Source organism: Streptomyces sp. NPDC104226, assembly GCF_055584085.1.
This window is the reverse complement of the sequence record NZ_JBVJMS010000007.1, coordinates 107,170-126,232: the sequence shown is the minus strand read 5'-3', so window position 1 is coordinate 126,232 and position 19,063 is coordinate 107,170. Positions and strand designations below refer to the sequence as shown.

The following is a 19,063-nucleotide window of genomic DNA, read 5'->3' as shown; positions in this document are numbered from 1 at the left end:
CAGCACGGAGCCCCGCCGGGCAGCTGCCCGGCGGGGCTCCGTGCTGAAGGCGGTGTCAGGCGGTACCTACGCCGTCGCCGAGCGGTACTTGCGTACGGCCAGGGTCCGGAACACCACGATGATCACGACGGACCAGAGCAGCGAGGCCCACACCGGGTGCTGCATCGGCCAGGCGTCCGACGGCGACACACCCGGGTTGCCGAAGAGTTCGCGGCAGGCCTGGACGGTCGCGCTGAACGGGTTCCACTCCGCGATGGGCTGGAGCCAGCCCGCCATGTTCTCGGTGGGCACGAACGCGTTGGAGATGAACGTGACCGGGAACAGCCAGATCAGCCCGCCCGAGGTGGCCGCCTCCGGGGTCCGCACCGACAGGCCGATCAGGGCGCCGATCCAGGAGAAGGCGTAGCCCAGGAGCAGGAGCAGCACGAAGCCCGCCAGGGCCTTCGGCACGCCCTCGTGGATGCGCCATCCCACGAGGAGCGCCACGATCGCCAGGACGACCATGGTCAGGGCGGTCTGCACGAGGTCGGCCAGGGTGCGGCCGGTGAGGACCGCGCCGCGGGCCATCGGCAGCGACCGGAAGCGGTCGATCAGACCCTTGTGCATGTCGTCGGCGATGCCCGCGCCGGCTCCGGCGGTGGCGAAGGTGACGGTCTGCGCGAAGATGCCGGCCATCAGGAAGTTCCGGTAGTCGGCGGCGCTGGTCGAGCCGCCGATCATCATCGAGCCGCCGAAGACGTAGCTGAACAGCACGACGAACATGATCGGCTGGATGAGCCCGAAGATGACCATCTCGGGGATGCGGGACATGCGGATCAGATTGCGCTTGGCCATGACCAGGGAGTCGCTGACCCCCTGGACGATGCCGCCGCGCGGGCGCGGCGCCGCCAGCTCCGGGGTCGTGGAGGTGAGGGTCACTTCGCCACCTCCTTACGGTCCTTGCGGGCATCCGCCGACTTCGCCGGCTTCGCGGACTTCGCGCCGCCGGGAGCCTCGCCGTCCTCCTCCACTTCCCGTTCCGCCGCGTGGCCGGTCAGGGAGATGAACACGTCGTCCAGGGTCGGCCGGCGCAGGCCGATGTCGTCGATCTCGATGCCGCGGCCGTCGAGTTCACGGATGACCTCCGCGAGCAGCTTGGCGCCGCCGGAGACCGGCACGGTCAGCTTGCGGGTGTGCTCCTCGACGGTGGTCTCGCCCTTGCCGAAGCCGGCGAGCACCTCGCGGGCGGTGGCCATGTGCTCGCGCTCGTGCACGACGACCTCGACACGCTCGCCGCCCGTCTGGGCCTTGAGCTGGTCGGAGGTGCCGCGTGCGATGACCCGGCCGTGGTCGACCACGGCGATGTCGTGCGCGAGGTGGTCGGCTTCTTCCAGGTACTGCGTGGTGAGCAGCAGGGTGGTGCCGCCGGCGACGAGCTCCTTGATGATGGCCCACAGCGCCTGGCGGTTGCGCGGGTCGAGGCCGGTGGTGGGCTCGTCCATGAACATCACGGGCGGGCTGACGACGAGGGCCGCGGCGAGGTCGAGGCGCCTGCGCATGCCGCCGGAGTACGTCTTGGCGGTGCGGTCGGCGGCGTCGCCGAGGTTGAAGCGCTCCAGCAGTTCCGCGGCCCGGGCCTTGGCGGCCTTGGCGCCCATCTGGTAGAGCTGGCCGACCATTTGGAGGTTCTCCCGGCCGGTGAGGTACTCGTCGACGGCGGCGAACTGGCCGGAGAGGCCGATCGCGCGCCGGACTTCGTTGGGGTGTTTGAGGACGTCTATCCCGGCCACGACCGCCTTGCCGCTGTCGGGTTGGAGGAGGGTGGTCAGGACCCGGACGGTCGTGGTCTTGCCGGCGCCGTTGGGGCCGAGCAGACCGAGGACCGTGCCTTCGGGTACATCGAGGTCAACGCCGTCCAGAGCCCGTACGTCGCCGAAGGTCTTGACCAGACCTTCGGCGTAGATGGCGCCTGGCATATGGGTGCTCCCAGTGCGAATCGAACCGGTTGAATCGTGACATTCCTACGCAAATCCTATGCGCGCCGAGCCGACCTCGCTCGGCCGAACGGGCGACACCGTATCGCGTCATATCGCGTCTCGCCACCGGATCGGGGAGTGTCACCCGGACCCGAGCCGCTAGCTCATCACCGTGTACCCCGCGCCGTGCAGCGCCCGCGCCACTTCCGCGCAGTGCTTCGGCCCCTTCGTCTCCAGGTGCAGCTCCACCTCCACCTCCGTGAGCCCCAGCCGCGGATCCGTCCGCACGTGACTCACGTCCAACACGTTCGCATCCACCACTGACAACTCGCCCAGCAGACCGGCCAGTGCCCCCGGCCGGTCGGTCACCCGCAGCCGCAGCGACAGGTAGCGGCCGGCCGCCGCCATGCCGTGGCGCAGGATCCGCTGCAGGAGCAGCGGGTCGATGTTGCCGCCGGACAGCACGGCCACCACCGGGCCGTCGCCGTACAGTTCGGGCTCGCTCAGCAGTGCGGCCACCGGGCTGCACCCGGCCGGCTCGACCACCAGCTTCGCCCGCTCCAGGCAGAGCAACAGCGCGCTGGAGAGCGCGTCTTCGGACACCGTACGGACGTCGTCCAGCAGCTCGCCAATGATTTTGAAGGGGACGTCGCCGGGCCGGCCCACCTTGATGCCGTCCGCCATCGTGTTCGGGTTGTCGATGGACACCGGGTGCCCGACCTTCAGCGAGGGCGGGTACGCGGCGGCGCCCGCCGCCTGCACCCCGATCACCCGGACGTCGGGGCGCAGCGCCTTCACCGCGACCGCCACCCCGGCGGCGAGCCCGCCGCCGCCGATGCCGACCAGGATCGTGCGCACCTCGGGGCACTGCTCCAGGATCTCCAGGCCGACCGTGCCCTGGCCCGCGATGATGTCGCGGTGGTCGAAGGGGTGGATGAACACCGCGCCCGTGCGGTCCGCGTACTCCTGGGCCGCGGCCAGCGTCTCGTCCACGACCTGCCCGTGCATCCGCACCTCGGCGCCGTAGTCCTGGGTCGCGGCCACCTTCGGCAGGGGCGCCCCGACCGGCATGAACACGGTCGAGCGGACCCCGAGGAGGGAGGAGGCCAGCGCCACGCCCTGGGCGTGGTTGCCCGCGCTGGCGGCGACGACCCCGGCCGCCCGCTGCTCGGGGCGCAGGCCCGAGATGCGCACGTACGCCCCGCGCAGCTTGAAGGAGCCGGTGCGCTGGAGGTTCTCGCACTTGAAGTGGACCGGGGAGCCGGTGAGCGAGGAGAGGTACCGGCTGCCCTCCATTGCGGTCACCCGGGAGACGCCGGAGAGCATCTTCTGGGCCCCCCGGATGTCGTCGAGGATGACCTGCGGGACGGGCTGCGGCACGCGGTAGTTCATGCGGCCAGTCTCGCAGCCGGTCCGTGGCGCGCTGCGCTGCGCTGGGCGGGACGGGTGAGCGGGCAGGCGCGGGCGCCGGACGGGGCCCGACCCGGAGCGGCGATATCTCGCCGTGCGGGACGGCTCGTAGTCGCCGGTCGACCGCTGCCGTATCAGTTCTTGTACGAGGAGTACGAGCCGTCGCACGGCCGCGTACTCTGTCCCCCATCCTTGTCGGCCCCATGCGAAGAGAGCCCACGGCCATGCCCTCCACCCCGGCCAGTTCCGACCTGCCCGCGCCGGCCGGCGCGCCCGCCGAAGCCGGTCTCCTCGACGCGCTCCAGCACCAGGTGGCGGTCTTCGCCCGGCGCGCCGAGCAGACCCGCCTGGGCGGGGTCGGCCAGGCCCGCAACTCCATGGACCGGGCCGCGTACCTGCTGCTGAACCGGCTCGACCTGGAAGGCCCGATGGGCGTCAAGGCGCTCGCCGGCGGCATGGGCATCGACTCCTCCACCGTCACCCGCCAGGTCGCCCCGCTCGTGGACAGCGGCCTGGTCAAGCGGACCTCGCACCCCGAGGACGGCCGGGCCGTGGTGCTCGCGCTGTCCCCGCGCGGGCTGGCGCGGCTGGAGGAGGTCCGCTCCTCGCGGCGCGAGCTGATGGCCCGGGTGACGGACGGCTGGGACGAGGCGGAGCGGGAGTCGTTCACCGGCCTGCTGACGCGCTTCAACGTCTCGCTGTCCGAGCTGATGTCGGCCGGCTCCGAGCCCGGATCCGAGGCCGGCCCCGCCTCCTGAGGCCCGACGGCCCCGCCTCCTGGCGCCCGACCCCTTCCGAGGCGCTCCCTCCGGCCGCACTATGTGGACTGTGGACCACGGGCCGGGCCCCTACGCGGAGTTCGAAGCCTTCGTCGCGGGCGCGGCGGGGCGGCTCCTGCGCGTCGCGATCCTGCTGACGGCGGAGCCCGCGTCGGCCGCGTCCGGCATCCCGGCCCCGGCCGAAGCCCCCGCCGCGCGCGGGCTGCTGGCCGGCGCGCTGGCCCGTACGTACGCGAACTGGCGCAGGCTGCGCGGGGACGACCCGTACGACCACACCCGCCAGGAGCTGTGCGCCGCCTTCGCCCGTACCGGCCGCCGCCACCACGGGGGCAGCGGGGTCCTGGGGCGGCTGGGCCCGCTGGAGCGGCTCGTCGTGGTGCTGCGGCTCTACGAAGGGGTCGCGGAGGAGGTCACGGCCGCGCAGCTGGGGCTGGCGCCCGAGCGGGTACGGACCCTGTGCGACCGGGCCGTCGCCGAGCTGGGCTCCCGCCCCGGCGCGGCCCCCGGTGCTGCCTCCGGCGCCCGGCCGGACGCCCGGCGCAGGGAGGCGGCATGAGTCGCCCCGATCCCCGGGAAGCCCAGGTCAAGCGGCTGCTGGAGGGCCCGTACCCGGCGGTGCCGGCCGATCTCGCGGCGGGCGCGGCCGCACGCGGCGACCGGCTGCTGCGCCGCCGCAGGGCCCTGCGGCGGATCGGCTGGAGCCTGGCGTGGGCGGCGGTGGTGGCCTTCGTGGTGTGGGCCTCGCTCACCGGCGCCTGGTCGACCCCGTCGAGCGAGGTCTCCCCGCCCTGGTAGGTCTCCCCGCCCTCGTGAACGGGGACGGGGAGACCTCGTGGCGCTCTCGGCTAGCCCAGCGCCTGCGCGAGGTCGGCCAGCAGGTCGTCGACGTTCTCGATGCCCACCGACAGGCGGACCAGGTCGCCCGGGACCTCCAGGGCCGAACCGGCCACCGAGGCGTGGGTCATGCGGCCCGGGTGCTCGATGAGGGACTCGACGCCGCCGAGGGACTCGCCCAGGGTGAAGATCTTGGTCCGGTCGCAGATCGCGACGGCCTCCTCCTCGCCGCCGGTGACGCGGAAGGAGATCATGCCGCCGAAGTTGCGCATCTGCTTGGCCGCGACCTCGTGGCCCGGGTGCTCGGGCAGGCCCGGGTAGAGGACCTGGTGGACCTTGGGGTGGCGGGCGAGCATCTCGGCGATCTTGCCCGCGTTCTCCGCGTGCCGGTCCATGCGGACGGCCAGCGTCTTGATGCCGCGCAGCACCAGCCACGAGTCGAAGGGCCCGGCCACCGCGCCCATCGCGTTCTGGTGGTAGGCCAGTTCCTCGCCCAGCGCCGCGTCCGCGGCGACGAGCGCACCGCCGACGACGTCGGAGTGGCCGCCCATGTACTTGGTCAGCGAGTGCACGACCACGTCCGCGCCGAGCGCGAGGGGCTGCTGCAGGTAGGGGGAGGCGAAGGTGTTGTCCACGACCAGCTTGGCGCCGGCCGTCCGCGCGATGTCGGCGACGACGGCGATGTCCGTGATGCCGAGCAGCGGGTTGGAGGGGGTCTCGACCCAGATGACCTTGGTCTTCGGGGTGATCGCCGCGCGCACCGACGCCGGGTCGGAGGTGTCGGCGACCGACCACTCGACGCCCCAGCGGGAGACGACCTTGGCGAAGAGGCGGAAGGTGCCGCCGTACGCGTCGTTCGGGATGACCACGTGGTCGCCCGGGGAGAGCAGCGTGCGCAGCAGGCAGTCCTCGGCGGCGAGCCCGGACGCGAAGGCGAGGCCGCGCCGGCCGCCCTCCAGCGCCGCGAGGTTCTCCTCCAGCGCGGTACGGGTCGGGTTGCCGCTGCGGCTGTACTCGTAGCCGCCGCGCAGCCCGCCGACGCCGTCCTGCTTGTACGTGGACACCTGGTAGATCGGGGGTACGACCGCGCCGGTCAGCGGGTCCGCCGTATTGCCCGCGTGGATGGCGCGGGTCTCGAAGCTCTGGTGCTCGTGGCTGTCGCTCATGGCCCGATGCTAAGCGGTCCCGGGGAGCCCGAGCGCACACCAGGACCCCCCTCCCCCTCCCCTCTCCCTGTCCTCCCCCCTCCCCTCTTTGCCTCCTATTGGCCTTCGCACGGGTCGGTCTGGTTCGCTGGGGTCATGGAGATTCTGTGGTTCCTGCTCGCGATGGGTCTGCTCTTCGCCGCCCTCTCACCGATCCTGCGGCGCAGGCGCGGCGGATTGCGCCTGGTCACGCCCGGGAGCCCGGACGCCGCCGACCCGGCGGACTACGGATTCGCCCTCCAGGAGGAGCTCGACATCCGGATCCCCGGCCCCGACCAGGACCTGATGGACGCCCTCGACCACGTACGGCGGACCGGGCAGTGGCAGGCCGCCTCCCAGCTGCTGGCCGGTACCCCCCGGGAGGGCGAGGTGCGCTGGCAGCGCGTCCAGGCCTTCGCCGGCTCTGCGGCGCTCGAGCTCTCCCAGGAGCCCGGGGCCGGGGCGGCGTGGCTGAAGGCCTGGCGGCTGGAGGCCCCGAAGGACGCGGGCGGTGCACAGGTGCACGCCGAGCTGCTGGCGCAGCAGATGTGGCGGCGCCCGGAGGGCATGAGCGAGAGCGACGTCCGGATCATCGCGGAGGAGGCCAGGGAGTCCTGCGCCAAGGCCGCGCTGCTTGCCCCCGGCGACCCGGTCCCGTACATCGTCGAGCTGTCCGTGGCCCGCATGCTGCACTACTCCGAGCCCGAGTACGACGCCCTGTGGGCGAAGGTCATCGACCGGGCGCCCCAGCACATGGGCGCGCACCTGGCGGCGCTGAACTACTGGTGCGAGAAGTGGCACGGCTCCCGCGAGAAGGCCGACGCCTTCACCCACCACGCCGCGGCCCGCGCCCCGCAGGGCTCGCTCCTGGCGGCCCTCCCGCTCTTCGCCCTCTACGAGCACATCCCCGACGCCGTCCTGGTCCGCAACTTCCACGGGACCGCGACGGTGACCCGGGCGGTGGAAGGGGCCCTGTACGCGGTCCACACCGCCCGCCCCGACGACCCGATGCTGGCGCACGTACGCCACCTGCTGATCCTCTTCCTGGTCGGCGGCGAACGCTGGGCCGAGGCCATGGACCAGATCCGCCACGTCGACGGCTACGTCGGCGCCCTCCCCTGGTCCGCCGACCCGGACCCGGCGGCCTCGTACGCCATCTACCGCGCCCTGGCGGTAGCCGGCTACGAAGCCAACGGCGGCTCCCCGGCGACGCTGCCGCACTGACGCGGACGTCGTCGGCGCCGGCATCGGCGCCGGCATCGCGTCGGGAATCCCGGCCCGCCGTCCGCCGTTATCGGTAGACCACTAGGAGGGAATCCATGTTCTCGTACCGCCGCACGCCCGAGCTCCCCACCCGCGAGGAAGCCATCACCGGCCGCGCGGAGCCGCTCTTCGGGCTGCCCGCCGTGCACACCGTGCTCGGCAACCCCCTCGCGGGCCCGTACCCCGCCCACCTCGAGGTCGCGGACTTCGGCCTCGGCTGTTTCTGGGGCGCCGAGCGCAAGTTCTGGCAGACCCCGGGCGTGTGGACCACCCTGGCCGGGTACCAGGGCGGCTTCACCGAGAACCCGACCTACGAAGAGGTCTGCTCGGGCGGCACCGGCCACACCGAGGTGGTCCGGGTCGTCTTCGACCCCTCCCTGGTCTCCTACGAAGCCCTGCTGAAGCTGTTCTGGGAGTCCCACGACCCCACCCAGGGCTTCCGCCAGGGCAACGACGTCGGCACCCAGTACCGCTCGGCGGTCTACACACACTCCCCCGCCGCCCAGGCCACCGCCGAAGCCTCCCGCGAGGCCTACCAGCGCGTCCTGACCGCCTCCGGCTACGGGCAGATCACCACGGCGGTCCTCCCGGCGGCGGAGCGGCCCTTCTGGCCTGCGGAGGCGTACCACCAGCAGTACCTGGACAAGAACCCCGGCGGCTACTGCGGCATCGGCGGCACGGGCGTCTCCTGCCCGATCGGCGTGGCCCGCGCCGACGGCTGACCGTCGGGACCGTACGACGGAGGTACGACGGAGCCCCGGTCCCCGCGCGGTGCGGGGGCCGGGGCTCCGTCGTGTGCCGGGGGGGGCTGGGTCAGCCGGTCGTGAAGTAGCCGAGGAGGTCGGTGATCACGTGGTTGGGGCCGCCGTAGCTGTTGAAGACGTTCACCTTGCCCCCGGGGCCGACCGGGGAGATCACGTGGTTCGGGACCGTGCGGCCGGGGAGGGTGTTGAGGCTGCTGGCGCCCGGGAGCGTGCCGCCCGCGGCGTACGCCGTGAGGAAGCCCGGGGCGGTGGTGTCCGTGGCGGTGATGTTGAGGACCGCTCCGAGGGCGTTGGCGGGGAGGCCGGAGACCGTGGTCGTGGCGCCCGGGGCGAGCTTGCCCGTGGTGCGGGTGTCGGCGAGGCGCTTGGGGACGACCGGGGTGAACAGCGCCTTGCCGTCCTTGCCGTAGTAGCCCACCGCGTCCAGGATCACGTGCGTCGAGCCGGAGTTGGTGAAGAGGGTGATCGTGCCGTTCGGACCGACCGGGACGATGGCCTGGTTGGACTTGTCCTTGCCCGGCTCCACGTTCAGGTTCGAGGTGGCGGGACGCTTGGCCGGATCGGGATAGGCGATGACGTGCGCCTGCTCCTTCGCGCCGGTAGCGGTGAGGTTGAGGGCGACCGCCTTGGCGTCCGCCGGGATGCCGTTGACGCCCGCCACCTTCACCGTGCGGGTCTTGGCGGCGGACAGCGCGCCGCCCGACGTACGGGTGTCCAGGACCCGGGTCGGGGCGAGCGGGGAGAAGCGCTCGCCGACGTTGGGCTGGTAGTAGCCGACGAAGTCCACGATCAGCTCGGCCTGGCCCGAGTTCAGCTGCGCCCGTACCTTGCCGTCGGCCCCCACCGGAACGGTGACCGTGTTGGAGGAGGTGCCGCCGGCCACGACGTTGACGTTCGAGGTCGCCGGACGGGGCTGGCCGGAAGGCCAGACACTGAGGTGGGTGTCCTCGGTGGCGTTGGTCACCGTGACGTTGAGGACCGCCGAAGCCATGCCGCCCGAGAGCTCGTGCCCCTGGAAGGCGGTCGAGTTGGGCAGCTGCACGGGGATCGGGTACCCGCCCCGGACGTCGGTGTCGGTGGTGCGGGTGTCCAGCAACCGGAAGGGCTCGGAAGCAACGTAACCGGACGGCGCGTACCTGGCCTTCACGGTCTTGGTCACCGTGGACTTCGCCCCCTTGGAGTCCCGGAGGGTCAGCGTCACCTGGTAGTCGCCGGGCGACTTGTAGGCGTGCCCCGTGCTACGCAGCCCGTCGCCGTGATCGGTCTCGCCGTCGCCGAAGTCCACGTCCATGCTCGTCACCGGCCACGGCGCCGCGGTGGCCGCCGTGTCGATGGAGACGCTCAGCGGGGTGGGGCCGCCCAGGGGGCTGGTGTTCGTCGGCAGGTTCGGGCTGGACGTGAAGGCGGCGGTCAGCGGGCCGGCCGGAGTCACCTTGGCCTGGCCGGAGCCGGAGACCTCCTTGCCGACGGCGTTGATCGCCGTCACCTTCACCTCGCATGCGCACGGTGCGCTGTACACGTGCTCGGCGGTGGTCGCGCCGGTGGCCACCGGGGGCGTCCCGTCGCCGAAGTCGTAGCGGTAGGTGAGCGCGGCGGCCCAGGAACTCACCGGCTTCGCCGTCGCCCTCACCTTGGTGCCGGCGGGCGCCCATGCCGGTGCGATGTCCACCCCGACGCCGCTCAGGTCGTCCTGGGTCTCGAATGCACCCCGGTCGATGAATCCGCCGTTCTTGCCCCTGTTGGGGACCCTCGGATCGTCCGCGGTGGGCTTGCCGTAGAAGTCGACGGGGATGGCGCCCGGCGCCGTCGGGTCGCCGGAATCGATGGTGGGCGATCCGTCCTTCGGCCCGACTGCGTTGAAGTCCGGGGCCAGGATGTCGTGGGCACCCTGCCCCGTGGCGGCCTTGAACGCCGCCGGGGTCGGATAGTTCGTACCGGCCCACGTGTAGGGGGTCATCTTGACCTCGGGTCCGGTGATCACGTTGTAGTCGACCCGGACACCCGGCGCCGCGTCCGCCGCCACCAGGATGCCGGTGCGCGGCACGGTCGAGGTGCAGTGATGGCCCGCCCCCCAGGTGATCAACACGTTGTTGGACACGGTCGTGCCGGTCGCGGTGCCCCCGACCGAGAGCGCGGCCTCGCAGGAGGAGACGAACGTGTTGTTGGTGACAGCCGTCTCCGGAGCGTCCGCCTGGGTGACGGCCGTCGTGTTGGCAAGGCCGAAAATCTGGTTCCGGCCGAGCACCGTGCGCCGGGCTCCGCCTTCGATCGAGACCTTGGGCAGCTCGCTCCGGGTCACCTGCACGTCCGTGCTTCCCTCACCGACCACGAGCCCCTTGAGGTCGTCTCCGACGCCGATCCTGAGCTCCTCGAGCCGGACATCGCCGGAACCCAGGACCTGTACACCGTCGGAGATATCAAGGTCGTGGACCACCACGTGGGAGGCCCCCTTGATGATCAGGGCCGTGTGCACGTACGCCCAAGACCCCTCGGCGGTGAAGGTGATCGGCTTGCCCGGTTCCCCCGAGCGGTCGATGGTGACCGCTCCGGGGTCGTCCGTGGTCGACGCGATCCGCACGGTCCGCCCCGGCGCGACGACCTTGGCTGCCGCCGATATGGAGCAGAACGGGACGGCCTTCGTCCCGCTCCCGCCGTCCGAACAGTGCGAGCCCTCCGCGCTGTTCACGTACAGGTCGGTCGGGGTCCCGGCAGCAGCGGAGGCCGGTATGCCGAGCAGGGTGACGAGGCCCGCGGTGAGCAGGACCGTCGCACGGGTAGGACGCACGCGGTGGGTTCCTTCGGCGCAGAAGCGATGGGGATCGACCGGGGACGCGGTGCCGCGCGACGGTTGCACGGCCGTTCCCCCCTGCAACGGTCGGGCACACGCGAACCCTGAAGTCTCCGGCCATCATCCTCCGCCGCACAGTCGGTGTCACCCCTGATCATTCGCCGCGATCGGCGCATACGGCCCGTTCCGGGGATGCGGTGCGCCCCCTCAGACCACCGTCACCCGCGCCGCCGCCCACGAGGTGTGGTCGAAGGCGGAGTTCGTGTTGGCGTCCTCGACCACCAGGTGGAGGAGGCGGATTCCGCGGACGTCCACGTCCAGCGCGGTCGGTCCCGAGGCGCCGGTCAGGATTCCCGTCGTGGCGAGGACCCGGCCGTCGCCGCGGACGGTCGCGCGGGTGGCTCCGGATGCCGACTGCTTCTTCGAGAAGTCGTCGATGCCGACCACGGCCGTGAAGCGGTTCCCGCGGCCGCCCAGGTGGTAGACGATCTCGGACGGGGCGTGCACGCCGAGGCCCTTTGCGTACGTGACGCCGCCGAAGGCGATCGGGGTGCCGTCCCCCGCCGCCTGTTTGCCGTTGGAGCGGTCGATCTCGACCGGGCCCCAGCCGTTGGCCGCCGAGACCCAGGGGAGGTCGCTGAGGTAGCTGTCCCGGGTGGGCGGGGCGGGCAGCGGGGTGTACGGGGCCCGCGCGGTGAAGGCGTTGCCGCCCGCGGTGGCCGATGCGGTCAGGGTGGCGGCGCCGGCCCCGGGCGGGGCGGTGAGGGTCCACACCGTGGTCAGGGACTGGCCCGGGGCGAGGGTGGCGGCCGCGGCGGGGCCGGCCGGGGTCGCGGTCCAGCCGGCCGGAACGGTCGGCTGGACCCGGGCGTCGGCCCAGGGGCGGGCCGTGCCGTTGGCCAGGGTGGTGGTGAGCGATCCGGCGGACGGGGACGCCGTCACGGTCAGGCCCCAGGGGCGGCGGGCGTAGGTGTCCGCCCAGGAGGAGCGCAGCAGGGCCGTCAGTGAGGCCACCACCGCCGGGTTCGCTGCGGCCACGTCGTTCTTCTCGCCGGGGTCGGCCGCCAGGTCGTAGAGCTCGAACTGCCACTGGGCGTCCGGGACGGTGCGGTCGCGCGCCGGGGCGAACCGGACGGCTTTCCACCGGTCCTTGCGGACGGCCTCGGCCACCTGCTTGGCCCGGCCGCCGTCCTGTGTGTTGGCGCGGCTGGTGACGCCCTGCTCGTCGCGGTACCAGTACAGGTGGCCGTGGACCGGGGCGAGCGCGGGGGCACCGTTCAGGACGGGGGCGGCCGAGAGCCCGTCGATGTCGGAGGGGGCCGGGGCGCCGCCCGCCAGGTCGGCGAGGGTGGGCAGGAGGTCGTAGAGCGGGGTGGGGCGGGTGCTGGTGGTGCCGGGGGCGATCCGGCCCGGGGACCAGGCGACGAGGGGGACGCGGACGCCGCCCTCGTACAGGTTGCGCTTGTACCCGCGCAGCGGGCCGTTGGCGTCGAAGAGGTCCGGGTTGACCCCGCCCTCCTCGTGCGGGCCGTTGTCGGAGGCCACCAGGACGACCGTGCGCTCCGCGACGCCCCGCGCCTTCAGCCGGTCGACGACGGCGCCGACCTGCGCGTCGAGGAGGCTGATCTGCGCCGCGTGCGCCTTGTTGGCCTGCGTCCAGGTCCGGGAGGCGTAGGCGCTCGCGTCGGGGATCTCGCTCGGGGCGTGCGGGAGGTTCGGGGTGAGGAAGAGCAGGAAGGGGGCGGGCCCGGCGGCGTGCGCGTCGATGAAGCCGAGGGCGCGCGCGGCGATCGCGTCGGGGGCGAAGGTGCCCGTCGGGACGGTCTCCTTGGCGTTGCCGTTCCAGAGGTACGCCGGGTAGTACTGGTGGGCGTGGCCGTGGTCGATGTACCCGTAGAACTCCTCGAAGCCCCGCGCGGACGGATGGCTCGGCTGGTCCCCGGCTTCCGGTCCGAAGCCCCACTTGCCGAAGAGGCCCGTACGGTAGCCGCGTGCCCGGAGCACCTCCGCGAAGGTGGTGTCGCCCGGGCCGAGGCTGCCCTGGCCGCCGCCGGAGGGGTTGGCCCGGACGGCGGCGTGGCCGGTGTGCAGGCCGGTCAGCAGGGCGGCGCGGGAGGGCGCGCAGACGGCTGCCGCGGAGTAGGCGTCGGTGAACCGGAGTCCCTCTGCGGCCAGTTGGTCGATGCGCGGGGTGCTGATCAGTTTCTGGCCGTACGCGCCCAGGTCCCCGTAGCCCAGATCGTCGGCCAGGATCACCACGAGGTTCGGCGACCCCTCCTCACCGGCGGCGGCCCCGGCGGCGGCACTGGCGACGGCCCCGGCGGCGGCCGCCCGCGCGGGCCGGACGGCCTGCGGGAGGGCCGCGAGGCCGACGGCCGCGGCCGCGGAACCCGCGAGGAAGTGGCGGCGGCTGGACATCTCGAACTCCCCTGCGGCTGAAGGCTGATGGGAAGATCGTCCGCGCGGAGGGCCGCCGAGACCATGCACGGGGCATGAAAAGCGTGTGACGGCGGACCTGGCACGGGCCCCGGGTGCCGTGCACCCGGGGCCCGCGTCAGGCGCCGGTCAGATGGTCGAGGTGTCGATGACGAAGCGGTAGCGGACGTCGCCCGACTGGACGCGCACGTAGGCCTCGTTGACCTCCTCGGCGCGGATCACCTCGATGTCCGCACCGAGCCCGTGCTCCGCGCAGAAGTCGAGCATCTCCTGCGTCTCGGCGATCCCGCCGATCATCGAGCCGGCCAGGGTCTTGCGGCCGCCGATGACGGAGAACAGGTTCAGCGAGACCGGCTCCTCCGGGGCGCCGACGTTCACCAGGGCGCCGTCCACCTTGAGCAGACCCAGGTAGGAGTCGAGCGCGAGCGGCGCGGACACGGTGGACACGATCAGGTCGAAGCGGCCGGCGAGCTCCTTGAAGGTGGCCTCGTCGCTGGTGGCGTAGAAGTGGTCGGCGCCCAGCTTGAGCCCGTCGTCCTGCTTGCGCAGCGTCTGCGAGAGGACGGTGACCTCGGCGCCGAGTGCGTGGGCGATCTTGACGCCCATGTGGCCGAGGCCGCCGAGGCCGACGATCGCGACCTTCTTGCCGGGGCCGGCCTGCCAGTGCTTGAGCGGGGAGTAGAGGGTGATGCCGGCGCACAGCAGCGGGGCGGCGATGTCGAGGGCGAGGCCGTCGGGGATGCGGACGGTGTAGTTCTCGTCGACGACGACGTGCGTGGAGTAGCCGCCGTACGTGGGCCGGCCGCTCCGGTCGAGGGCGTTGTACGTGCCGGTCATGCCCTCGGCGCAGAACTGCTCCTGCCCGGCGAGGCACTGCTCGCACTCGCGGCAGGAGTCGACGAAGCAGCCGACGCCCACCCGGTCGCCGACGGCGAACTTGGTGACCTCGGGGCCGACCTCGGTGACGACACCGGCTATCTCGTGGCCCGGGACCATGGGGTAGATGCCCTCGCCCCAGCCGTCGGTGGCCTGGTGGATGTCGGAGTGGCAGATGCCGGCGAACTTGATGTCGATGAGAACGTCGTGGGCGCCGACCGGACGGCGCGGGACGGTGGTGCGCTCCAGCGGGGCCTTGGGCGCGGGAGCGGCGTAGGCGGCGACCTGGGTGACGGACACGGTGGGGCTCCTCGGTGCGGGACTGCTGTCTGTGCGGTGCTCCCAGCCTGCACCGGCCCGCCCGGGACACCCATCCCCCTGTCCTGCCTAGGTCTGGCGAACCTACCCTTGGCGGGGTCAGGCTCACGCCCCCGGCCCGCACCCCCGCGCCGTGATACTGGGGTCATGGACCACCTTGATCAGCGAGCCGAGCTCGGCGAGTTCCTGCGCTCCCGGCGCGCCCGGCTGCGCCCCGAGGACGTGGGCCTGCCCGACTACGGGCGCCACCGCCGGGTCCCGGGCCTGCGCCGCGAGGAGCTGGCGCAGCTGGCCGGGGTGTCGGTCGCGTACTACACGCGGCTGGAGCAGGGCCACGGCCAGAACGTGTCGGCGGAGATCCTCGACGCCATCGCGCAGGCCCTGCGCCTGGACGGCACGGAGCGTGCGCACCTGAGCCACCTGGCCGGCCCCAAGCCCCGCAAGCGCCGCCAGGCCCCGCGCCCCCAGCAGGTCCGGCCGGAGCTGCGGTCGCTGCTGGACGCGATGGACGGCGTACCGGCGTACCTGGTCGGGCGGCGCCAGGACGTCATCGGCTGGAACCGGCTGGCGGCGGCCGTCTTCGGCGACTTCGGAGCGCTCCCGGCGCAGGAGCGCAACCTGGTGCGGCTGGTGTTCCTGGACCCGGCGACGGCGGAGCTGTACGCCGACTGGGAATGCCGGGCGTGCGAGGTGGTGAGCAATCTGCGCGTGTACGCCGGGCAGTTCCCCGACGACGAACGGCTGTCGGCGCTGGTCGGTGAACTGTCCGTCAAGAACGAGGAGTTCCGCCGGCTGTGGGCCGCCCACACGGTGGCCGACAACAAGATCCACGGGGTCAAGCGGCTGCGCCACCCGCTGGTCGGCGAGCTCCGGCTCTCCTTCGAGACCCTGGCCCTCCCGGACGACCCGGCGCAGTTCCTGGTCACCTACCACGCGGCCCCGGGCTCCGCCTCGGCCGACGCCCTCAACCTCCTCGCCTCCTGGTCCGCACCGTCCGCGGTGCCTTCCGCCGCGCCGGAGCGGGACCGGGAGCGCGAACACGCCCCGGGTCCCGTCGAGGAGTCCGCCCCGTAGGCGCCCCGGCTCCCGCCCCGGCCACGCCCCCGCCTACAGGGTCAGCTGGAAGTACCCGACCCCGCGTTCGCGCCGGTAGCCCAGGGCCTCGTTCACCGCGAGCATCGGGGTGTTGTCGTCCGCCACCGAGGTGGCGACGGTGCGCAGGTCCGGGTGGCGGACGGCCGCCTCCGCGAGCATGCGGAGCTTGACCGCGCGGCCGAGCCCGTGGCCCCGGTGGGCGGGGACCACCACGGTGTCGTACTGGAGCGCGCGCGGGCCCGCCGGGTCGGGGAGGACCAGTTCCGTGTAGGCCGCCACCTCGCCGTCCGGGGTGACGGCGGCGACCGTGGTCAGCGCGCCTCCCCGGTCCAGGATCTTGCGGTGGGCCGCGTGCAGGCGCTCCGCCGTCCAGGGCTGGACCTGCTGGTCCAGCTCCCCCGTCGGCGCGTCCTGCATCGCCCCGTGGGCGAAGGCCACGGCCTGCGCCCACGCGTCGGGCACCGGTCCGGGCCAGCAGTGCAGCTCGTAGCCGGGTGCGACGGGCGCGGCCCCTTCCTTCGCGGCCTTCGCCGCCTGCGCCCCCTGCACCCACCGCGCCTCCCGTACGTCCTGCACGTACCAGCCCATCGACAGGACGTTCTCGAAGCCCACGGCCTCGGCGAACGCCTGACCGGGGCCTCCCAGGTCCACCTCCGCCGCCACCGAGGTGCGGCCGTCCGCGAGCAGCTCCTCGCGGGCCCGCTCCCACAGGGCCGTGCCCACACCGCGCCGCCGCGCGTCGGGCCGTACGGTCAGCTCGTCCAGGAACGCCGTGTGGTCGTTGACGCCGTCGGTGAAGAGGACCAGGGAGGCGACGGCGTCGTCCGTCGCCCAGTACAGCGAGCGCCCCCGCACCGAGGGCACCCGCAGCGCTCCGGCCACCTCCGTCCGGGAGGGCGGCGGGGTCCCGGGCAGGTCTGCCGTCCTGGCGGCCGCCAGGACGGCCCACCAGTGGTCGACTTCGATGTCGGTCGGCGGCACGGAGAGCGGGGTGATGGTCATGCTCCGGACCCTAGGCCGTCGGGTGGTGTCCGGCTGATCAGGCGTTCTCGGTGACGGTCACCTTCCCCCGCCGGATCGTCGCCACCCGCGGGGCCCGCTTCGCGAGCGCGCTGTCGTGGGTGACCATGACGAAGGTCAGGCCGTGTTCCTTCCACAGCCCTTCGAGCAGGTCCATGACCTCGTCGCGCATGGACTCGTCGAGGTTTCCGGTCGGCTCGTCGGCCAGCAGCACCTTCGGCCGCTTCACGAGTGCCCGGGCGATGGCCACGCGCTGCTGCTGGCCGCCCGACATCTCCCCGGGCAGGTGCCCCATCCGCTCTGCGAGGCCTACGGACTCCAGCGCCTCGGCGGCCCGGTCGCGCCGCTCGCGGGCCTTGAGCCCGAGCGGCACGAGGGCCGTCTCGACGTTCTCCTGCGCGGTGAGCGTGGGGATCAGGTTGAAGGACTGGAACACGAAGCCGATGTTCTCCGCGCGGACCCGGGTGAGGCGGGACTCGGAGACGGTGGCGAGGTCGAGTCCGTCGAGGACGATCTGTCCCGCCGTCGGGCGGTCCAGGGCGCCGAGCATCTGGAGCAGGGTGGACTTGCCGCCGCCCGTGGGGCCCTGGATGACGAGGCGGCCGCCGTCCTCGATGGTCAGGTCCACGCCGGCGAGCGCGTCGATGGTTTCCTTGCCGCGCTGGTAGCGCTTGGTGACACCGGTGAGTTGGTACATCTCTGGTTCGTTCCCTCGGGTTGCGGGGCGGTGGGACGGGCGGGCGGTGGGGCGGGCAAGCGCAGGGCCGTACGAGGCGTCCGTACGGGCCTGCGAACCCGCGGCCGCGGGCTATTCGACGCGGCGCAGTGCGTCCGCCGGCCGCAGCCGGGAGGCGCGCCAGCCGCCGAAACCGCCTGCGATGAGCCCGCCCGCGACGGCGAGCGCGACGGCCAGGCCGATGGTGGAGAGCGAGACGGGTGCGGTGAGCGCGATGTCGAGGGCCTTGCCGGCGCCCTGCCGGGCGGTGCGCATCATCCCGCCGCCCCCGCCGCCCGGGCCCTGGCCCCGGCCGCCGCCGGCCGCGAGCTGCGCGGTCAGCCGCGGGCTGATCGCGGTGATGGCGTACGCGGCTGCGAGCCCGAGGCCGATGCCGAGCGCTCCGCCGATGAGGCCGTTGACCAGGGCCTCGCCGGCCACCTGGCCGGTGACGCGGCCGCTCTTCCAGCCGAGCGCCTTGAGCGTGCCGAACTCGCGGACGCGCCGGGACACGGCCGAGGAGGTCAGCAGTCCGGCGACGAGGAAGGCGGCGAGGAGGACCGCGTAGGAGAGCCACGTGCCGACGGTGGAGGCGAGGGAGGCGGCGGCGGAGAGCGACCCGGAGACGGTGTCGGCCAGGTCGGCCGAGGTGGTGACGGTGGTGTCCGGGACGTTCTTCTGGATGGCCTGCTTGACGGAGCCGATCGCCTGCGAGTCCTTGGCCTGGACGTAGACCGTGGTGATCTTGCCGGGGGTTCCGGCGAGGGTCTGGGCCTGCCCCAGCGGGACGTAGACGTTGGCGGCCGCGTCGCCGCTGTCGGCGGTGGCGATCCCGATCACCTTGAACGCGACTCCCTTGACGGTGACTTCGGAGTCGACGGCGAGCTTGTTCTTCGTGGCGTAGGCGCTGTCGACGACGGCGACGGCCGCGCCGGTCTCGCCGGCCGCGAAGGTGCGGCCCGAGGTGATCTTGGAGGTGGTGAGCGGTCCCAGTTCGGGCCGGGTGACGTCCGCGCCGTAGACGGAGAAGGAGTTGACGTCGAAGTCGGCGCCGCCTCCCTCGACCGTGCCGCCCGTACCGCCCGTACCGCCGGCGGCGCCCGGCTTGGCGGCCGCGCCGCCGCCCGTCCGGCCCTCCGCGCGCCTGAACTCACCCCGCTTGAACTGCCCGTTGACCTTCATCACCTGGAGGCTGAGGCCGCCGACGGCCCGTGCGACCCCGGACTGGCCGGACACCTTGTCCACGGTCGCCGCGTCGAGGGTCTCGAAGCCCTGCGGCATCACGAGGTCGCTGCTCTGCTCGGCCTCGGCGCCGGCCTCGCCCTCGCCCCTCGCGTCGAACCTGAACCGGGGCCGGGCCGAGGTGTCGCCCTCGGCGGGCGGGGTCTGGGCCTTGGTGACGGTCATGTCGGTGCCGAGGCCGTAGAGCGACTGGAGGACCTTGCCCTGGGCCTGCGTCATGCCCGCCGAGACGGAGGTGACGACGATGACGAGGGCGATGCCCAGCGCGAGTCCGGAGGCGACGACGAGCGCCGCCTTCCTGCGGCGGCGCAGCTCGCGCCGGAGGTAGGTGAAGAACATGCGGCCGAAAGTAGGCAGCACCGGTGACGGCCGGATAAGCCGTCC

Annotated in this window: 16 protein-coding genes; 6 read left to right on the top strand and 10 right to left on the bottom strand. The window is 73.0% G+C overall.

From position 1 onward, the window contains the following. Window positions 1-66 precede the first annotated feature (66 nt). The 3 genes from ACZ60J_RS22605 to ilvA all read right to left on the bottom strand — a co-directional run bounded on the left by ACZ60J_RS22605 (window position 67) and on the right by ilvA (window position 3,347). On the bottom strand, window positions 67-918 hold the full coding sequence (locus ACZ60J_RS22605) for an ABC transporter permease (RefSeq protein WP_469684326.1): 852 nt from the start codon (window positions 916-918) through the stop codon (window positions 67-69). Continuing rightward, complete coding sequence (locus tag ACZ60J_RS22600; RefSeq protein WP_469684324.1) at window positions 915-1,955, bottom strand: ATP-binding cassette domain-containing protein; 1,041 nt, start codon at window positions 1,953-1,955, stop codon at window positions 915-917. The genes ACZ60J_RS22605 and ACZ60J_RS22600 overlap by 4 nt, the downstream gene beginning before the upstream one ends. Before the next feature lie 159 nt (window positions 1,956-2,114). Then, a complete protein-coding gene (ilvA, locus tag ACZ60J_RS22595; protein ID WP_469684322.1) occupies window positions 2,115-3,347 on the bottom strand; it encodes a threonine ammonia-lyase in 1,233 nt (410 codons plus the stop codon). A gap of 242 nt (window positions 3,348-3,589) precedes the next feature. Here ilvA and ACZ60J_RS22590 point away from each other — a divergent pair, with 242 nt between their 5' ends. From ACZ60J_RS22590 to ACZ60J_RS22580, 3 genes are all read left to right on the top strand, one after another. Continuing rightward, a complete protein-coding gene (locus tag ACZ60J_RS22590; protein ID WP_469684867.1) occupies window positions 3,590-4,123 on the top strand; it encodes a MarR family winged helix-turn-helix transcriptional regulator in 534 nt (177 codons plus the stop codon). 70 nt (window positions 4,124-4,193) lie between these two features. Further along, window positions 4,194-4,700, top strand: a complete 507-nt coding sequence (locus tag ACZ60J_RS22585) for an RNA polymerase (protein WP_469684320.1) — start codon at window positions 4,194-4,196, stop codon at window positions 4,698-4,700. Beyond that, window positions 4,697-4,939 (top strand): hypothetical protein, encoded by a 243-nt coding sequence (locus ACZ60J_RS22580; protein WP_469684318.1) that lies wholly within the window; start codon window positions 4,697-4,699, stop codon window positions 4,937-4,939. Before ACZ60J_RS22585 ends, ACZ60J_RS22580 begins: the two co-directional genes overlap by 4 nt. A gap of 50 nt (window positions 4,940-4,989) precedes the next feature. Here the strand turns inward: ACZ60J_RS22580 and ACZ60J_RS22575 are convergent, their stop codons facing one another. Continuing rightward, window positions 4,990-6,144, bottom strand: a complete 1,155-nt coding sequence (locus tag ACZ60J_RS22575) for a cystathionine gamma-synthase (protein WP_469684316.1) — start codon at window positions 6,142-6,144, stop codon at window positions 4,990-4,992. Between the two features lie 135 nt (window positions 6,145-6,279). Between ACZ60J_RS22575 and ACZ60J_RS22570 the strand changes: the two genes are divergently transcribed. Then, window positions 6,280-7,386: a hypothetical protein gene (locus ACZ60J_RS22570; protein WP_469684314.1), complete on the top strand. Its 1,107-nt coding sequence runs from the start codon at window positions 6,280-6,282 to the stop codon at window positions 7,384-7,386. A gap of 95 nt (window positions 7,387-7,481) precedes the next feature. Continuing rightward, window positions 7,482-8,147, top strand: a complete 666-nt coding sequence (msrA, locus tag ACZ60J_RS22565; protein WP_469684312.1) for a peptide-methionine (S)-S-oxide reductase MsrA — start codon at window positions 7,482-7,484, stop codon at window positions 8,145-8,147. A 91-nt stretch (window positions 8,148-8,238) separates the two neighbouring features. On the opposite strand, the gene ACZ60J_RS22560 is transcribed toward msrA, so the two are convergent. The 3 genes from ACZ60J_RS22560 to ACZ60J_RS22550 form a co-directional block, all read right to left on the bottom strand. Next, window positions 8,239-10,974, bottom strand: coding sequence for a PKD domain-containing protein (locus ACZ60J_RS22560; protein WP_469684310.1), 2,736 nt, complete (start codon window positions 10,972-10,974; stop codon window positions 8,239-8,241). A 210-nt stretch (window positions 10,975-11,184) separates the two neighbouring features. Continuing rightward, window positions 11,185-13,395 carry a sulfatase-like hydrolase/transferase gene (locus ACZ60J_RS22555; RefSeq protein ID WP_469684308.1) on the bottom strand — a complete coding sequence of 737 codons (2,211 nt, stop codon included), beginning with the start codon at window positions 13,393-13,395 and terminating at the stop codon, window positions 11,185-11,187. Between the two features lie 147 nt (window positions 13,396-13,542). Then, window positions 13,543-14,589 carry an NAD(P)-dependent alcohol dehydrogenase gene (locus ACZ60J_RS22550; protein ID WP_469684306.1) on the bottom strand — a complete coding sequence of 349 codons (1,047 nt, stop codon included), beginning with the start codon at window positions 14,587-14,589 and terminating at the stop codon, window positions 13,543-13,545. 165 nt (window positions 14,590-14,754) lie between these two features. Here ACZ60J_RS22550 and ACZ60J_RS22545 point away from each other — a divergent pair, with 165 nt between their 5' ends. Then, window positions 14,755-15,681, top strand: a complete 927-nt coding sequence (locus tag ACZ60J_RS22545) for a helix-turn-helix transcriptional regulator (RefSeq protein ID WP_469684304.1) — start codon at window positions 14,755-14,757, stop codon at window positions 15,679-15,681. A 33-nt stretch (window positions 15,682-15,714) separates the two neighbouring features. Here ACZ60J_RS22545 and ACZ60J_RS22540 read toward each other — a convergent pair whose 3' ends face one another. The 3 genes from ACZ60J_RS22540 to ACZ60J_RS22530 form a co-directional block, all read right to left on the bottom strand. Next, the gene (locus tag ACZ60J_RS22540; RefSeq protein WP_469684302.1) at window positions 15,715-16,704 is read right to left on the bottom strand and encodes a GNAT family N-acetyltransferase; all 990 of its coding nucleotides are present in this window, start codon (window positions 16,702-16,704) and stop codon (window positions 15,715-15,717) included. 37 nt (window positions 16,705-16,741) lie between these two features. Then, window positions 16,742-17,419, bottom strand: a complete 678-nt coding sequence (locus ACZ60J_RS22535; protein ID WP_469684300.1) for an ABC transporter ATP-binding protein — start codon at window positions 17,417-17,419, stop codon at window positions 16,742-16,744. Window positions 17,420-17,530: 111 nt separating this feature from the next. After that, the gene (locus ACZ60J_RS22530; RefSeq protein WP_469684298.1) at window positions 17,531-19,018 is read right to left on the bottom strand and encodes an ABC transporter permease; all 1,488 of its coding nucleotides are present in this window, start codon (window positions 19,016-19,018) and stop codon (window positions 17,531-17,533) included. Window positions 19,019-19,063: the final 45 nt, after the last annotated feature.

Coding starts and splice junctions, on each gene's coding strand:
- ACZ60J_RS22600 (WP_469684324.1), bottom strand. CDS start 1,955: ATGCCAGGCGCCATCTACGCCGAAGGTCTGGTCAAGACCTTCGGCGAC.
- ilvA (WP_469684322.1), bottom strand. CDS start 3,347: ATGAACTACCGCGTGCCGCAGCCCGTCCCGCAGGTCATCCTCGACGAC.
- ACZ60J_RS22590 (WP_469684867.1), top strand. CDS start 3,590: ATGCCCTCCACCCCGGCCAGTTCCGACCTGCCCGCGCCGGCCGGCGCG.
- ACZ60J_RS22580 (WP_469684318.1), top strand. CDS start 4,697: ATGAGTCGCCCCGATCCCCGGGAAGCCCAGGTCAAGCGGCTGCTGGAG.
- ACZ60J_RS22575 (WP_469684316.1), bottom strand. CDS start 6,144: ATGAGCGACAGCCACGAGCACCAGAGCTTCGAGACCCGCGCCATCCAC.
- ACZ60J_RS22570 (WP_469684314.1), top strand. CDS start 6,280: ATGGAGATTCTGTGGTTCCTGCTCGCGATGGGTCTGCTCTTCGCCGCC.
- msrA (WP_469684312.1), top strand. CDS start 7,482: ATGTTCTCGTACCGCCGCACGCCCGAGCTCCCCACCCGCGAGGAAGCC.
- ACZ60J_RS22555 (WP_469684308.1), bottom strand. CDS start 13,395: ATGTCCAGCCGCCGCCACTTCCTCGCGGGTTCCGCGGCCGCGGCCGTC.
- ACZ60J_RS22545 (WP_469684304.1), top strand. CDS start 14,755: ATGGACCACCTTGATCAGCGAGCCGAGCTCGGCGAGTTCCTGCGCTCC.
- ACZ60J_RS22540 (WP_469684302.1), bottom strand. CDS start 16,704: ATGACCATCACCCCGCTCTCCGTGCCGCCGACCGACATCGAAGTCGAC.
- ACZ60J_RS22535 (WP_469684300.1), bottom strand. CDS start 17,419: ATGTACCAACTCACCGGTGTCACCAAGCGCTACCAGCGCGGCAAGGAA.
- ACZ60J_RS22530 (WP_469684298.1), bottom strand. CDS start 19,018: ATGTTCTTCACCTACCTCCGGCGCGAGCTGCGCCGCCGCAGGAAGGCG.